General features: G+C 63.4%; 11 protein-coding genes and 1 pseudogene. 8 read left to right on the forward strand and 4 right to left on the reverse strand.

Translation table 11 applies throughout. The features are described from left to right. Positions 1-328: 328 nt before the first annotated feature. The 8 genes and pseudogenes from PG887_RS02065 to hdfR all read left to right on the forward strand — a co-directional run bounded on the left by PG887_RS02065 (position 329) and on the right by hdfR (position 10,845). The gene (locus tag PG887_RS02065; protein WP_442866328.1) at positions 329-2,467 is read left to right on the forward strand and encodes a TonB-dependent hemoglobin/transferrin/lactoferrin family receptor; all 2,139 of its coding nucleotides are present in this window, start codon (positions 329-331) and stop codon (positions 2,465-2,467) included. Next, positions 2,467-4,232: pseudogene (locus PG887_RS02070) on the forward strand (prolyl oligopeptidase family serine peptidase). The gene PG887_RS02065 and the pseudogene PG887_RS02070 overlap by 1 nt, the downstream one beginning before the upstream one ends. A gap of 29 nt (positions 4,233-4,261) precedes the next feature. Further along, entirely contained in the window at positions 4,262-6,673 is a 2,412-nt protein-coding gene (locus PG887_RS02075) for a proprotein convertase P-domain-containing protein (protein WP_270821070.1), read from the forward strand. A gap of 50 nt (positions 6,674-6,723) precedes the next feature. Beyond that, positions 6,724-8,091, forward strand: a complete 1,368-nt coding sequence (locus PG887_RS02080; RefSeq protein ID WP_270821071.1) for an Lcl C-terminal domain-containing protein — start codon at positions 6,724-6,726, stop codon at positions 8,089-8,091. Then, positions 8,088-8,645 (forward strand): Lcl C-terminal domain-containing protein, encoded by a 558-nt coding sequence (locus PG887_RS02085; protein ID WP_041212780.1) that lies wholly within the window; start codon positions 8,088-8,090, stop codon positions 8,643-8,645. The genes PG887_RS02080 and PG887_RS02085 overlap by 4 nt, the downstream gene beginning before the upstream one ends. Before the next feature lie 194 nt (positions 8,646-8,839). After that, positions 8,840-9,322, forward strand: a complete 483-nt coding sequence (eco, locus tag PG887_RS02090; protein WP_010674240.1) for a serine protease inhibitor ecotin — start codon at positions 8,840-8,842, stop codon at positions 9,320-9,322. A gap of 291 nt (positions 9,323-9,613) precedes the next feature. Further along, the gene (locus tag PG887_RS02095) at positions 9,614-9,970 is read left to right on the forward strand and encodes a DUF413 domain-containing protein (protein ID WP_010674239.1); all 357 of its coding nucleotides are present in this window, start codon (positions 9,614-9,616) and stop codon (positions 9,968-9,970) included. Beyond that, the gene (gene hdfR, locus PG887_RS02100; protein WP_270821073.1) at positions 9,970-10,845 is read left to right on the forward strand and encodes an HTH-type transcriptional regulator HdfR; all 876 of its coding nucleotides are present in this window, start codon (positions 9,970-9,972) and stop codon (positions 10,843-10,845) included. The genes PG887_RS02095 and hdfR overlap by 1 nt, the downstream gene beginning before the upstream one ends. A 114-nt stretch (positions 10,846-10,959) precedes the next feature. Here hdfR and tyrA read toward each other — a convergent pair whose 3' ends face one another. From tyrA to glpD, 4 genes are all read right to left on the reverse strand, one after another. After that, on the reverse strand, positions 10,960-12,099 hold the full coding sequence (gene tyrA, locus PG887_RS02105) for a bifunctional chorismate mutase/prephenate dehydrogenase (RefSeq protein ID WP_041215471.1): 1,140 nt from the start codon (positions 12,097-12,099) through the stop codon (positions 10,960-10,962). 118 nt (positions 12,100-12,217) lie between these two features. Then, complete coding sequence (locus PG887_RS02110) at positions 12,218-13,291, reverse strand: 3-deoxy-7-phosphoheptulonate synthase (RefSeq protein ID WP_010674236.1); 1,074 nt, start codon at positions 13,289-13,291, stop codon at positions 12,218-12,220. 371 nt (positions 13,292-13,662) lie between these two features. Then, entirely contained in the window at positions 13,663-14,742 is a 1,080-nt protein-coding gene (gene glpQ / locus PG887_RS02115; protein WP_114522612.1) for a glycerophosphodiester phosphodiesterase, read from the reverse strand. A 102-nt stretch (positions 14,743-14,844) separates the two neighbouring features. Further along, positions 14,845-16,332, reverse strand: coding sequence for a glycerol-3-phosphate dehydrogenase (glpD, locus tag PG887_RS02120; protein ID WP_270821075.1), 1,488 nt, complete (start codon positions 16,330-16,332; stop codon positions 14,845-14,847). Positions 16,333-16,778 lie beyond the last annotated feature (446 nt).

Consider the following 16,778-nt stretch of genomic DNA (forward strand, 5'->3'; position numbering starts at 1 on the left):
ATCCGGAACCAGTGATTGGTTCCGGATTGTCCTACAGCAGAAGGATCGGTCAATGGATCCTTAACTGATCAGCATTGCCCCTATGGCGGGCTTTTTCTTGCCCGCACCACGCCCGTCTTCCCGTTTCCCATGGCGTCATTCGCAAACGTATGCCACCATCTTACTGACTTATCTCTCAAAAAACTCAATTCGATCAATATCATAAAAACAAAATGATAATGATTGTCATTTATTGATCTACTTGACTCCCTCTGCAATAATCCGCGCCCTCAGGCTTAAATAATAATCATTCTCAAATATGAAAATTCGACTTCTTCACTACTGGCCCATGCTGCTGTCCGGTACGGCGCTGGCTGCCAGCGATCCCGCCGGGGTCGACACAACGGACATGCACCCCGAACTCAAGGGGCGGGAAACCATCGTGGTCAAGGGACAGCGCATCGAGCAGAAGCTCTCCGACGTGTCGGGTTCCATCACCGTCATCACAGAAGAGGATCTGGATCGCCAGGTTGCCACCGAGCTCACCGATGTGTTCAAGAACGAACCCGGCGTCTCGGTGACCGGCTCCGCCGGGCGCCCCCAGAACATCATCATCCGCGGCATGGGCGGCAACCGGGTGCTCATCATCAAGGACGGGGTGCGGGTCAGCGACGGCTTTGGCGCCGACGACCTCAACGACAAGGTGGGGCGCTTCAGCTTCGATCTCGACGATGTCAAACAGATAGAGGTGGCCAAGGGAGCCGGTTCCTCCCTCCATGGCTCCGATGCCATCGGCGGCACCATCGTCATCAGCACCAAGCAGCCGGAAGATTACCTTCAGGGCCAGGATGCCTATCTCAGCAGCAAGGTGCTGCACGATGGCAGCAGTGACAAGCAGAAGCTGAGCGCCACCGGCGCCGCCCGGATACGGGATACCGAACACCTGCTGCGCCTCTCCGGCTGGCAGGGGCATGAGACCGCCAACTACGACGAGAGCCGCATCCCGGCGGATCTGGATGGCCTCAGCGCCTCCACCAGCTCTCGCATCCAGCTGAATGAACATCATCTGCTGCGCCTCGAACTCGACTACTTCGAGGACAACGCCGAGCGGGATCAGGGGCCGCGCGAAGTGCCCCAGCCCGATGGCAAGTGGCAGGTGCGCCAGTACCACGAGCAGGGCAGCCAACGCACCCAGGGGGGCAAGCTGGCCTGGGAGGCGAGCAACCTCGACACAATACTGGCCGACAGTCTCACCTGGAGTGCCTACGGCAATCACTCGAAAAACACCGCCAACAAGCGCAGCCTGCTGCAAAACGATCTGCTGAGCGGTTATCCGCGCTATCGCAGCGAACGGGAACTCGCCACCTTCACCGAAGACAGGATCGGTACCGAGCTGGATGTGCGCCGGGATCTCGCCACCGGCCCTCTCGCCCATCAGCTCAGTTACGGCATTGAGCTCGAGCGCACCACCCACGAGCGGCCGGTGGAGAAGCTGAGTCTGGAGGCCGGCATTCCCCAACCCGGCCAGTCCGCCCCCTTCAGCCGCGCCCGTACCGACAGGGCCGGAGTCTGGCTCGGCGACGTGGCCAGCCTGGGCCAGTGGCAGTTCACCCCCACCCTGCGCATGGATCACCAGTGGCTCACGCCGCTGGACGGCAGCCACGACAGCAACCACAGCTGGCACCTCTCCCCGAGCCTGGCCACCAGCTACCGCTTCAACGACCAGTGGCGCAGCTGGCTCAGCTACGCCAACGGGTTCCGGGCACCTTCCTACGACAAGGTGTACGGCAACATCCCCCACTACTTCGCTCTGCCACCCTTCGAGATCATCGCCAACACCGGGCTCAAGGAGGAGACCAGCCACAGCATCGAGTGGGGGCTGAGTGGCGAGGGGGACAACTGGAGCATCAAGCCAGCGCTCTTCTACAACCGCTACTACAACTTCATCGACTGGCGCGAGGTGGGGCTGCGCCTGAGCGATGGCGTCATCCTGCGCCAATATCGCAACGTCGCCAAGGCCGAAACCTGGGGGGCCGAACTCGCCGCCAGCTACTGGCTGACCCAGGAGTGGGAGCTCGCCACCAAGCTCGGCTGGGTCGATGGCGAGGACAACAAAGGTGAAGCGCTGCGCACCCTGACGCCCCTCGAGGGCAACACCCGTCTGAGCTATCAGGCCAATGAGTGGAGTCTGGGCATTCAGGCGGACTATGCCGCCGCCATGAGCCGGGTGCCCACCTGCGGCAACAGCCTGACCGGCCGCCAGGGGGACTGCCTCGAAAGTGCCGGCTGGCTCAGTTTCGCCCTGACGGCCGACTGGCTGGTCACCGACGCCCTCAAGGTCAACCTCAAGCTCGACAACCTGTTCGACACCCGCTACACCCGCTATCAGGATGTGGCCGGGCTGGAAGCCGGGACCGATGCTTCCCTCTTCACCCAGAGCGGCCGCACCCTGAGTGCCAGCCTGCGCTACACCTTCGTGGGGATCTGATGCACAGCCTATTGATCCTGGCCAGCCTGCTGGCCACGCCGGTCCCCGCCTCTCCCCTGTCTGAGGCAACCCTGGAGGCCGCGCCCCTCATCCCCGGGCGCCCGCAACTGATGAAGGGGGAGATAGCCCGCCTCGATCCCTATGGTGGCTGGCGTGACGACAGCCGCCAGGATCCCGCCCTCCTGACGCTGCTGCGCGAGCAGAACCGCTGGACCGAGCGGCAGCTCGCCGACCAGGTACCACTGGTGCAGCGCCTGCAGACGGAGTGGCAGGGCCGGGAGCGGGGCGAACCCGTGCCGGACGACTGGTTGAGCCAGGCTGGCAGCCAGTGGCGCATGGAGGCGGACGGCAGCCTGTGGCAACGCAGCGATGCCAATGACGCTCCCCGAAAGCGGCTGGCTCCCCGCCAGGCGGCCGAGGGGTATTACGAGCTCGCCGCCTGGGCCCTGCACCCGGACGGGCACCTGCTTGCCCTGGCCGAAGACCGCAGGGGAGATCGGGACTACCGCATCACCCTGCTGGATCTGGCGAGTGGCGAGACACTGGCCTCTTTGCCTCACCGCGCCGGCGATCTGCTCTGGAGTCTGGATGGCAAGACCCTCTACACCCTCGCCAACGAGCGCCAGACCCTGCGCCCCTGGCAACTGCTGGCCTGGCAGGAGAGTGGCAACGGCTCTGGTCCGGCGAGGGCCGGGAACTCGAGAAGTGGCGCCTCTTTGCCCGGCACACCGTGCTGCAATACCGCAAGGAAGGGGATGACTGGCTCGATGTGCTGGACGCCAAAGGTGCGTTGATCCACAGCCTGCCGCTCACCGATGGCGCAGGCACGGCCTGGATCCAGGGCAGCCAGGAACCGGCCAGCGACAAGGTGCTCATTCGCCGCCAGGGGATGGCCGAGCCACCTCACCAGCGCTGGCTGGATCTCGCCTCCGGCGCCTGGGAGGGGACACCCGAGAGCAGGGAAACTTCTCCCTATCAGAGCGAGCGACGCTGGATCGCGGGCAAGGACGGGGTCAAGGTGCCTGTCTCCCTGGTCTGGCGCAAGGGCATTACCCACCCCAGGGCACTGCTGCTCTACGGCTATGGGGCTTATGGCACCCCCATGCGCCCCTACTACCAGCCCCGGGTGCTGAGCCTGCTGGATCGCGGCTTTGTCTACGCCATCGCCCATGTGCGCGGGGGCGGTCTGCTCGGCGAATCCTGGTATCGGGAGGGTCGTGGCCGGGACAAACAGCACAGCGTGGATGATTTTCTCGCCGTGGCCGATGCCCTGGCACGGGATCCCGCCATCGATCCCGCCCGGCTGTTTGCCATGGGCGGCAGCGCCGGCGGCCTGCTGGTGGCAGCGGCACTCAACCAGGCGCCCACCCGTTTCGCCGGGGCCGTGCTGCAAGTTCCCTTCGTCGATCTGCTGGGCACCATGCAGGATCCCGAGCTGCCCCTCACCCGGCAGGAGTACGCCGAGTGGGGCACTCCGGCCATCCCGGGTGACTATGCCGCGATGCGCCGCCTGAGCCCCTACGACAACCTGCACAAGGCCCCTTATCCCCCCGTCTATGTGACGGGCGGCCTGCACGACAGTCAGGTGCCCTACTGGGAACCCCTCAAGTGGATAGCCCGCCTGCGATCCCATAGCACGGGAACAGGCCCCTATCTGCTGCGCACCGAACTCGACGGCGGCCACCTGGGCGCCCCCCGAACGGCGGCGCTGCGTGCGGCGCAGGAGTTTGCCTTCCTGCTCACCCTGGCGGGCGTCAACCACTGACCCCTTGTCCTCTTTTTCTGGAGTGAACCATGAAACCCTCTTCCCTGGCCCTCTGGCTGGCGGCAACCCTGATCTCATCGCCGCTGCTGGCGGCCGATCTGCAGTTTGTCGATGAACCACCCCTGACCACGACGCCGAAGCGCTGGCTCGAGCAGCGCCTCGGTGTGCTCCTCGCCCCCGATTACGACAGGGCCAGCCTGCTCGGCCACCATTACAGCTTTCGCCAGCTGGTGAACGGCCTGCCGGTGGCCGCCACCCAGGCCGCCGTCAGTGTCGACGGGGACGGCCGCCCCTGGCGCCTCTATCACAACCTGCGCCCCTTGCAGAGCACAGCGCCCGGCTGCGATGCCAGCGGCACCCTGGATCCCCTGCTCGCCACCCTGCGCACCGATGACAACCAGATAGAGACGCTGGGGCCGGTCGAAGCCTGGTACTGGCGAGACGGCGATACCCTGGTGCCTGCCCTGCGCCAGCGGGTGCGCGAGCACAAGGCAGGCAATGCCAAGGCCAGCCAGGTGCAGCTGTTTGCCCGTTGCGACGGGGAGCAGGAGCTTGGCCGTCTCGGGGATCAGGCAACTACCCGCCCTCTGCATGTCGCCGACGCAGGCGATCAGCAGGTTCAGGCCCGGGTGTTCGACCCCGATCCCCGCACCCGCCTGCAGGACGCCAGCCTGGTCTGGCACGACACGCTGGTGCTGGCACAGGCCGCCTACCAGGATCCGGTTCCCCTGCCGGTGAGCCTGCAAGCCGGGCAGTATCGCCTGAGCGGCCCCCATGCCAGGGTGGTGGATGTCATGGCCCCCGAATCGGCCCCCTACAGCAGCAGTGACGTGCAGGGTTTTCGCCTGACCCGGGACGATCGCGGCTTTGCGGACATCAACGCCTACTACCATCTGGATCTCGCCCAGCGCCACCTCAAGGCGCTCGGCTTCACCGATCTCATCCCCGGGGCGCTCGACATCGACACCGACGCGGGCTATCAGGACAACTCCCTCTACGATCCGTTCGAACGCAGGCTGGAGCTGGGTCGCAGCGGCGTGCCCGATGCCGAGGATCCCATGGTCATCTGGCACGAGTTCGGCCACGGGGTGCAGCACCACATCCTGCCGGATCTCGGGGAAGAGGGTGACTGGGGAGCCATCGGCGAGGGCTTTGGCGACTACCTGGCCGCCAGTCATCGTCAGCGCAGCGAAGCCGGTCGCCAGTTTGAACCCGCCATGGTGTTCAACTGGGATGCCCGCTTCACCGACCGCACCCCACGCCAGCTCGACGATCTGCGCGCTCGCTACCATCCGGACTACCGCTACCCCGCCCACCGCACCATCAACGGCAGCAACGGGGATCAGCTCTGGGGCACCCCGCTGTTCCAGGCCCTGCTGACGGCGGTGGCCGAGCACGGCGAGACCGCCAGGGACGAGTTTGATCGCGTCATCATCGAATCCCACTTCGGCCTGGGGCCGGCTATTCGCATGCCGCAACTGGCCCGGATCACCGTAGATACCGCCGCCCGTCTCTACCCGACGCGAGCCTATGCCCGTCTGCTGGAGCAGGCATTTCGCCAGCACGGGCTGCTGCAAGCTCCCGTCAATATCGCCCTCGCCGAGGGGAGCGCCATCCCGCTGGGGCAGCGCCAGTCGGTGCAGCTGACCCTCAGCAACCCGGGCAAAGGGGAAGTGACCCTCAACGAGCTGGCCCTCACCCTGCCAACCGGATTGCAGGCCGATCCTGACAGCTGGCAACCAGCGACTCTGGCCGCCGGTGCCAGCATGACCACCACCCTGCGCCTGCTGGCCCAGAGCCCGCTCGCCTGCGGCGACGAGGCGAGCCTCTCGGTGAATCTCGCCATGAGCGGTACCAGCCCCACCGAGCGCCAGTGGCAGCAATCCCTGACCCTGCCCATCGGCACCCCCGTCATCAGCCGGGCCAGTGGTCGGTCACAGCGACTGAACGATGCCCAGAGCGAGGAGGTGCGCGGCCTGAGCGAAACCAGCCTGCTGCTGGAGAAGAGCGATGCCCGTGTGAGCGACAGGCTGCAACTGAGCCTGGATCTGCAGCACGAGGCGCTGGATGAGCTGGAGATCTGGCTCAGCTCCCCCGCCGGCACCCGGGTCCAGATCTGGGACAAGGGTTACAGCCCCCTGCCGAGCCTGAAAGGGGTCTTCCCGACCGAGTTGCAGTCCCTGCAACCCTTCAGCGCCTTCGAAGGAGAACCCCTGGCCGGTCGCTGGACCCTAGAGGTGGTGGACAGCAAACCGGGCAATCAGGGTTTCCTGAACGGGTGGAGCATCAGTCAGCGTACCGGCGCCCAGTGCGGCAACACCGTGCCCGTGCCGGATGACGGCATCATCCGCTTCGATACCTCGGACAGCAGTGGCGGGGGGGCCTTCCCTCTGCTCTGGCTGCTGCCGCTGGCCCTGTGGCGCCGTCTGCGTCGCCTCTGACTCTCCCTATATAAAGAAGAGAGGGGCCAAGGCCCCTCCAAGGACACACCATGACCATGAGAATAACCCCGATCGTCTGCCTGCTGGCCCCCCTGCTCAGCGCCTGTGGCGGCGGTTCGGACGAGGCTCCCCTGACCGTGCCGGACTACCGCCTGACGGTCAGCCTGCCCGCTGCGGGCACCCTGTGCATCAACCTGAACCAGAACGACGGCTGCGAAGCCAATGAGCCCGCCGTCAGCGGCGAGGCCGGTGCCCACTCCCTGACCCGGCGCCACCCTGATCTGCTCACCACTCCCCTGCTGTTCATTCCGGCGGATCCCGCCGCCCTGCCCCTGGCCCACCCGGCGGCGCGCCAGGACAACCAGCACCTCACCCCCAGCCCCCTCAGCACCCTGCTGCAGACGCGTATCTCGGACGGGCTGCCACCGGCTCAGGCCCTGACGGACGTACTGCTCGCCCTGGCCCCCCTTCACCCCGGCCCAGATCTGGCGGCACTGGCGCAGCTGGGCGACTTCAACCGCGCCCTCGCCGAGCTGGCCCTCGCCGCCTTCGATGACGAGGCCACCCTGCCCGCCTTAGCCGCCAGCGAACGCCGCCAGCAGATCTGGCAAGGCCTTGTCACCTTTCTGCCCGAGCTCGCCCGGCACTTTGCCGCCAGCCCCGAGCTACTGAGCCAGCAGGCCAGACTCACCGCCGTGCTGATGCAGCAGCAACCCCGGGCGTTGGTGACCGCAGGTGGCGTCACCACCTACACGGACGGGGTGGATTACCTGCTGACCCAGGAGCCTGCGGATCACCCGGGCCAGGAGGCAAGCCTGGGCCAGGCGCCCCTTCGCTATCGCAAGCTGGACGGCAAGGGGCAACCCCTGGCGGACAATGCCGACGAGTGGGAGTGCGTGGAGGATCTCAATACCGGCCTCGTCTGGGAGAAGAAGCTGGCGGATCCGGACAGTCCGAGGGATCTGCACCGCACCTTCGCCTGGGAGTTCGACGAATATCACCCGACCCAGGAGGAGCGGGATTACGCCTGCCCCGAAGGGGAGGCCATCTGCACTACGGAGCAGTACCGTCAGTGGCTCAATGCACAGCAACTGTGCGGTATCACCCACTGGCGCCTGCCCCACGCCCGTGAGCTGATGAGTTTGCAGCACTACGGCTCCCTCGCCCGCCAGGATGGCCAGCTCGTCACCCTGGATGTGCGCTACTTCCCCGATGTCGGCACCGGACTCAATGGCTTCGATGGCTATTACTGGAGCCAGACCCTGACCCCGTCCCGTCGGCTGGAGAGCGCGCCTCTAAGTGCCATCGCCCACATCTTCCTCGGCGAGGACGCCGGTGCCGACTATCCCACCCCAGTTCAAAACAGCAATGACGCCAACGGTCTGCAACTGCGCCTGGTGGCCGAGGTAACCCGATGAACAAGTATCTTCTGACCCTGCTGCTCACCCTGTGCAGCCCCCTGGCACTGGCCATCGCCATCTGCGACGACGCCCTGCCCCGTACCAGCCCCACCGCCCGTTTCCAGGATCACGGCAACGGCACCGTCACCGACAGGGGCACCAGTCTGACCTGGATGCGCTGCCAGCTCGGCCAGACCTGGCGCAACCAGAGCTGCGAGGGGGAACCCACCCGCCTCTACTGGCAACAGGCACTGCAGACGGCGGAACGGATCCGTACCGAACCGAGCCATGCCCTGTATGGCTTTGGTGGTCATCACGACTGGCGCCTGCCCACCATCAAGGAGCTCGCCAGCATTCTGGAGTCCGCCTGTTACAAACCGGCATTGAACGAAACCATCTTCCCCCGCGCCATGGCCGGGGATGGCAAGGAGGTGAACGACGGCTATGTCTATCTCTGGTCTTCTACCCCGGTGCCGGCCCTTCAGGGCGTCGCCTACCTGGACATCACCAGCGGCTCCGTCGCCCAGCGCGCCCCGCGCTCTTGGGCGAAACAGGTTCTGCTGGTGAGGTGACAGCCTGACCATGGGGGCCACCCGGCCCCCTGCTTGACACGAGGCAAGAAGCGCCAGGGTGACCCTGGCCGTCAAAAAAGCATCAAATTGCGTCATGTGATGCCTGTTCAGAGCGGTTTTGCACGCCGCAGCGCTGGCATGAAACCGGCAGAGCGGTTAGTCTAGCGGCGTTGAACCAATCCCAAGAGGTACAGATGAAAACCGTGTTGCGTTTTAGCCTGCTGGGCGCCTTGTTATTGGGTGGCCATGCCTTCGCCGCCGAACCGAAAAAATTTGATATCAGCATGTTCCCCGCCGCCGAAGTGAACCAGGAACGTGTCGTGATCCGTCTGCCGGAAGTCGAGAACGAAGCCGACATGATGGTCGAACTGCAAGTCGGCAAGAAGATGCTGGTCGACTGCAACCTGCCCCGCTTCGCGGGCAATCTGGAACAGCACAGCGTCAAGGGCTGGGGTTACAACTACCTGACCCTGGGCCAAGTCACCGGCCCCGTCAGCACCCTGATGGCCTGCCCAGACGGCCAGAAGAAGGAGAGTTTCGTCCAGATCTACGGTCAGGGCTTCTTCGTGAACTACAACTCCAAGCTGCCCTTCGTCATCTATGTGCCCCAGGAGTACGAGGTGCGCTATCGTCTGTGGCGTGCCGACAACCTGGCACAGCCAGCCATGATTGAGTGAGTGCCGCGCACTCGGGTTCAGCTCAGTCATGATGATAAAAAGGCGCCATACGGCGCCTTATTTTTAGCTTCCGAGCCCGTTCTTGAGCGGTTTTTCCTGTACAAAATCTGACATAACTCCACTATTTTTCAGGCTTTTTTGTGCAGCGCACCGCAAAATGCCCCCTCGGGATGCGACAAACCCTGTTCGATAAAAGATATTTATTAACATAGTAAGAAAATTGATTTTGCACTCTGCGACGGCCTGATGATACTTGCCCGCAAAGGTCAAACTAACCAGAACAAGAGCACTATGAGCTTCGAATCAGACAAGCGTTTCAACGACTTCAAACATTTTCCCCGTGGCCTGCGTCGCAGTGGCGAATTCACCGTGGCCGAAGCGGACAGTCTGGAAAAATATGGCACCGTGATGCTGGCGCTCTATCAGGGCAACCTGGCCCCGCGCGATGACGTAGAAAGTGCCTTTATCGAACAGGTCAAATCCGGCGCAGCCGGCAACAACCCCCACGCCAAGGTGTGGTTCAAATACCTGAAGGTGATTGGTCCCAAGCGCGTGCACCGTCTGTGCACCGTCGCAGGCGGCGCCAATGAAGATGCGGGTGGCAGCTTTGAAGGCGGCGGTGGCGGCAGCGACGAGTCCCTCGATTAATGGATACCGAGCTGCTTCGGACCTTCATCGAGGTCAGCAAGACCCGGCACTTTGGCCGGGCGGCTGAAAATCTCTACCTGACCCAGTCGGCGGTGAGCTTCCGGATCCGCCAGCTCGAGCAGCAACTCGGGGTCAGCCTGTTTGCCCGTCATCGCAACAACATCCGCCTGACTGCCTCCGGTGAGCGTCTGCTGCCCTACGCAGACGCCATTCTGCATACTTTGGGGCGCGCCAAGCAGGACGTGGCCCTCTCCCCCGGTTTCAGCCAGCAGCTTGCCATCGGCGCCCCCGCCGTCTTCTGGGAGCTCGACTTCAACGACTGGCTCAACCATGTCTATGCCCTGGCCCCCGGCCTCGCGGTGCGCCTCGAAACCGCCTCCCGCGAGCACCTCTGTCGCCAGTTGCTGGAGCGCTCCCTCGATCTGGCCCTGCTCTCCGAGCCGACCAAGATCGACGAGATTGCCCTGCACCCCATCGGCGAGCTGGTGTTCGAACTGGTGAGCCGGGAGCCGGCCGCAAACGCCGACAGCCTGATGCAGATGCCCCACATTCATCTCGACTGGGGCACCAGCTTCGAACCGCCATCGAGCCGGTTGCAGAGCCTGCAGAAGACCCCAGTTCTGCATTCGAGCTCCGCCAGCATGGCCCTGCAATTCGTGCTGGCCAACGGCGGCGCCGCCTACCTGCCAAGGCGCATGGTGAGCCCCTTCCTGGAGCAGGGGCTGCTTCATCTGGTGGAAGGGGGCCAATCCCTGAGCCGCCCGCTCTACCTCGCCTATCTGGAGAAATCCGACCGCCGGGAGCTGATCGATCAGCTGCTCACCCTGCCGCTGGGCTGGCATGACGCCGACTTGCGTCAACCGCCTGCCGAATGAAAGAGGGCGATTTCACGCCCAGACCTGTGTTTTCATCTACCGTAGTTATCGGTGCAGCACAAACAACATGAAAAAGGGGCCATCAGGCCCCTTTTGTATGGATATCTTTGTGCATCAGCCGTGATGACGACGATCGTTGGCCTGCGCCAGCAGGGTGCGGCTCTCGCGCAGGAACTCCTCCGCCCGCTCGCCGAAGAAGCCGGAGACCTGGCTGAAGGCCTCGATGAAGCCCTCTCTGTCTCCCCGCTCCAGCAGGCCCAGCGCCTCGCCGAAGTTCTGGTAGTAACGACGGATCATCGCGAGGTTCTGCGGCGACGACAGTATGATGTCGGCGTAGAGGTGGGGATCCTGGGCAAACAGCCGTCCCACCATGGCCAGCTCCAGCCGGTAGATGGGAGAGCTCAAGGCAAGCAGGCGGTCGATGTTGGCCTGCTCCCGGGAGAGGTGCCAGCCGTAGGCGAAGGTAGCAAAGTGGCGCAGCGCCTGAATGAAGGTCATCGCCTCGTCGTGGGCCCTGGCCTCCACCTGCTGCAAACGCGCCCCCCAGATGGTCATCTGTTCCAGCAGCCACTGGCTGGCGGCGGGATCGCGTCCCTGACAGCAGACGATCACCTGCTTGGCGAGGCTCGCCACGTCCGGCCCGAACATAGGGTGCAGCCCCAGCACAGGCCCCTGGTGTACCGCCAGCATATGGGCAAGCGGTTCACTCTTGACGCTGGTCACGTCCACCAGCAGGCAGTTCTCAGGCAGGTTGCCGAGCCGGTCGATCACCTGGCAGGTGACGTCGATGGGCACCGCCACCATCACCAGCCCGGCGCCGTGCAGGATCTCGTCGGCGCGCGGCCAATCGGCCTGACCCAGGGTTTCGACCCGGTAGCCCGAGAGGCTGAACAGGTTGCCGAACAGGCGGCCAAGCTGCCCCTGGCCACCGATGATCACCACCTTGCCGAGCTCAGGCTTCATGCACTTGAAGTGGTGCTCCTTGTCGCTGGCGGACTCCAGAATATAGGATTCGCGCATCACCCGGCGCAGCACATCCTCGATAAGGTCCCCCGGCACCCCCAGTGCCTCGGCCTCGGCGCGGCGGCGGGCCAGCATGCTCGCCTCCCGATCCGGCGCGTAGATGGGCAGGCCGTGCCGGCTCTTCACTTCCCCCACTTCCCCCACCAGGGCGAGACGGGCGGCCAGCAGATCAATCAGCTGCTTGTCCACCGCATCTATCTTGTCCCTGAGGGCATTCAACTCTTCCGCCATGTCCAGTCCCTGCTGGCGCCGCCCGCAGCGACGCCCTGTCATTCAAGAGGCAACAAGGTATCACTGCGTGGGCAGTGATACCTCGATGGTTCAATCAGTTACAACAAGATACCACGGCTTATGCCGATGTTCTGGCCAAAAGTGGTGCCGCCAGCTGGCTGTGGCAGCGGGCCAGCAGCGCATCCGTGGTCTCCCAGTCGATGCAGGCATCGGTGATGGAGACGCCGTAGCGCATCTCGCACTTGGGCTGCTCGCTGGACTGGTTGCCTTCGAACAGGTTGGATTCGAGCATCACCCCGATGATGGAGCGGTTGCCCTCCTGGATCTGGTGAATGACGTTGTCGGCCACCTTGGGCTGCAGCCGGTGATCCTTGCTGGAGTTGCCGTGGCTGCAATCCACCACCAGACCGGGCAGCAGGCCCGCCTTCTCCAGCGCCTCTTCCGCCAGCGACACATTGACCGAGTCGTAGTTCGGGTGCTTGCCGCCGCGCAGGATCACGTGACCATCCGGGTTGCCCTGGGTCTGCAGCAGCGCGACCTGACCCTGCTGGTTGATCCCCATGAAGGCGTGGGGGCTGGAAGCGGCCTGCAGCGCATTGATGGCGGTGCCGAGGTTGCCGTCGGTGCCGTTCTTGAAGCCGACCGGCATGGAGAGGCCGGAGGCCATCTCCCTGTGGGTCTGGGATTCGGTGGTGCGGGCACCGATGGCCGACCAGGAGAAGAGCTCCGCCAGGTACTGCGGGCTGATGGGGTCGAGCGCCTCGGTCGCCAGCGGCAACTCCAGCTCGGCCAGCCAGCAGAGCAGCTCGCGGGCGCGGTGCAGACCCAGTTCCACGTCAAAGGTGCCGTCCAGGTTCGGATCGTTGATAAAGCCCTTCCAGCCGACCGTGGTGCGCGGCTTCTCAAAGTAGACCCGCATGACAATGTAGAGAGAGTCCTGATAGGCGTCATGAAGCGCTTTGAGTCTGGTTGCGTACTCTTTGGCAGCGTCCATGTCGTGGATGGAGCAGGGACCACAGATCACCAGCAAGCGGTGATCGCGACGGTGGATGATGTCGGCGATGGTATTGCGGGCCCCTTGCACGAATGCCAGCGCGCGATCGGAGATGGGCAGTTTCTCCTTGAGCTGGGCAGGCGTGATCATCACTTGTTCGGACTGGATATGGATGTTGTTCAGGGGATCTCTTTGCATCTTCTCATTCTCTCTACTGTTTCAAGCCAAGGGCGCTGAGCGTTCATTTATATTTACACAAGTCAGCACTTTGTTACGCAACCGCCCCCACCTTACCAAGGAAAAACAAACAATCAAGTGAAACTAGCGTCTTTGCACGCTGACAGATGGATAAATGACCAAGAAAGCAGAGTGAAACAACTCAAAAGTAGCGACTCGCAAGGCCAAATCCGCCCCAAATCGTAAACATTAAATTACACACATCCATTTCAATATCATCTCTCTGCCCCCTCTCATGACCCCTTATCCGGCCCCTCATCCCGGCGATAATGCCGGGCACAAAAAAGCGGGGCACCTGGCCCCGCTTGCATTCCCGTGTTGCTCTTCTTTTATTATTTGCCGTGGGCCTTGATAGCCTCGACCGCCTTGTCGGGGAAGTCGCTGAATACCCCGTCCACATCGGCCTGATAGAGGAAGATGTTGAGCAGGTCGGTGAAGTCTTTCGCATAGGCCGGGATCTGCCCCTCATCCTGACGGAAGGTATAAGGATGCACCTTGAGACCGGCCGCGTGGGCCTCTTTCACCATGCCGGTGAAGACCGGCTTGCCGGGAGTGCCCGGCTCGGTCACCACCATGGGTTTCCAGGGACCGATTCCCTCGGCATAGGTGGCGATGGTCTTCATGGCCCCCGGCTTGAACATCCAGTCATAGCTGTAGGGGGTCGCCTTGCCCTTGGCGTCATAGACCATGGTCTCGTTCCAGTCGGTCTCGGCCATCAGCTGCACCAACTTCAAGTCCATACCCATGGCGGGCATCAGTTCGCTGTTGATGCGCTTGAGCTCGTTGGCATCGAAACACTGCAGATAGACCTTGTCGTTCTTGCTGGTGTAGCCGTACTCCTTCAGTACCTTGAGCACCGCCCTGGAGATGTCCTTGCCTTCGTGGCGGAACAGCCAGGGAGCCTTGATCTCCGGGTAGATGCCGATGTGCTTGCCGGTGCTCTTGTTGAGCCCCTGGATCATCTCGATCTCTTCCTGGAAGGTATGGATCCTGAAGCTCGACTTCCACAGCGGGAAACGGGCCGGATAGACCGGCACCTGCTTGCCGTCCACCAGCTGGAACGGCTCGGTCATGCGCAGGGAGCGCACCTCGTCCAGGGTGAAATCCACCACATAGTAGCGACCGTCCGGGCGGGCCCGGCCGGGGAAGCGCTCGGCCACGTCCGTGATGCCATCAAGGAAGTGATCGTGCATCACCACCAGCTGGTCATCCTTGGTCATCACCAGGTCCTGCTCCAGATAGTCGGCCCCCATGCCATAGGCCAGGGCCTTGGATTCCAGGGTGTGTTCCGGCAGGTAACCGGAGGCACCACGGTGGGCGATCACGATTTTGCCTTCGTCGGCCGCCAGTGCAGGCAGCGCCAGGGCAGCCCCGAGGCCAAGGGCTATCAGGGTACGGTGAGGTTGCTTCATCAAGAGATCTCGTTGTTATGGTGTGTAGGATGCAGGTAATTGTTATAGCAGGGGTTTATTGCAGTTTGACGGCGGACGGCCAGGGCCGCCCGCCGTGGGTCATCAGCTGGCCTTGGGCAGGGCGTGGTGGTATTCGAGCAGCCAGGCACCGAGCTGCTGCTGTTCGGATTCCGACAGGCGCAGCCCCAGCTTGCTGCGGCGCCACAGGATGTCCTCCAGGGAGTGGGCCCATTCGCGCGCGATGAGATAGCGCACTTCAGATTCATACAGCCCGGCGCCAAAGTGCTGGCCGCGCTCCTCCTTCAGCCAGAGGCGGGCATGAGCGCCATAGGCTTCGGCGATGCGCAGGGCGCTGCGATCGTCGAGCCAGTCGAATTCCAGCGCAAAGGCTCGCGCCAGTTCACGCACCGAGCAGTCGAACTCGCCACCGGGCAGCCGGCTGTTGGCGGTCCAGTCCTCTCCCATCTGGCTGAACCAGGGCTTGAGCTTGTTGCAGGCGGCCTGGGCCAGCTTGCGGTAGGTGGTGAGCTTGCCGCCAAACACCGACAACAGCGGCGCGCCGTCGGATTCACCACTGAGCTCGAGCGTGTAGTCCCGGGTCACCGCCTGGGGTGAATCGGACTCGTCGTCACACAGGGGGCGCACCCCGGCATAGGTCCACACCACGTCTGCCGGGCTTATCTGCCTTGTGAAGTGGGCATTGACCACCTTGCACAGGTAGTTGATCTCGGCATCGCTGATCTTGGCTTCGCGCGGGCTGCCTTTGTGCTCCACGTCCGTGGTGCCGATGAGGGAATAGTCCTGCTGGTAGGGGATGACGAAGACGATGCGGTTGTCCTCGTTTTGCAGGATGTAGGCCTCTTCGCGCTCATGGATGCGCGGCACTATCATGTGGCTCCCCTTGATGAGGCGAATGCCGCGGGGGGATTTCTCGCTCAGGCTCTCGTCATAGAAGGTCTTGACCCAGGGGCCCGCCGCATTGACCAGACCACGGCAGCTGACGGTGAACTGCTCGCCCCCTTCCCGCTCCAGCGTCAGGGTCCAGTGCTTGGATCCGCGCACCGCCTTGACGCAGCGGGTACGGGTCTGCACATCGGCGCCCTTGTCCCGCGCCAGCATGGCATTGAGCACCACCAGCCGGGCGTCGTCGACCCAGGCGTCCGAATATTCAAAGCCCTTGTTGATGCCGCTCTTGAGACCGTCCTGCGGCAGGAAGCGCAGGCCGCAGCTCCCCTTGAGCTTGTCCCGCTTGGCCAGGTTGTCATAAAGGAAGAGACCGGATCGGATCATCCAGGCCGGACGCAGGTGCGGTCGGTGCGGCAGGCGAAAACGCATGGGACGGGCGATGTGGGGAGCCATGCCGAGCAGGACCTCCCGCTCCGCCAGCGCCTCTTTCACCAGCCGGAATTCGTAATGTTCGAGATAGCGCAGGCCGCCGTGGATCAGCTTGCTGGAGTTGGACGAGGTGGCAGAGGCGAGATCGCTCGCCTCGAACAGCGCCACCTTCAGCCCCCGCCCCGCCGCATCTGCCGCGATGCCGACCCCGTTGATGCCGCCGCCGACGACGACCAGATCATAATGTTCGCTCATGTTCACCTACTTTCTTATTTTGTGTTTGCCATGACAGCAATGTTTGATTTCGCTCATATTAGAACATGAAAAACCAATAAACGAACATTTCGTGAGAGAAATGTGATCGCGATTGTTTTCACAATGCTAAAAATGCTGCCAGTCGGTGACGGCCTGGCAAGGCTACGGCATGTCGGAAACAGCCATTTCGGGCAGGGAAGAGAACAAAGAGTCCCGGATGGGGGCGCCCATGAAGCAAGGTGATGAAGGCGATGGCGTGAATTCCTCGCAGGCGTCTAGCGTCGGTGCAAACCTGGCGCCCGAGTGCGGGGGCAACATCAGGGGTCAAAGAAGGTGTGTCAGCGCCAGGAACTGGCCTCTTAGGCGCCGCAAGGGAGACGCCGCAGACCGGGGGGGGCAGAAAGAAAACCGGCCGCCACAGGGCGGCCTGATGCTAGAGCAGTGGA

It is taken from the genome of Aeromonas sp. QDB14, from assembly GCF_027707845.1.
GTDB classification, from domain to species: Bacteria; Pseudomonadota; Gammaproteobacteria; order Enterobacterales; family Aeromonadaceae; genus Aeromonas; species Aeromonas caviae.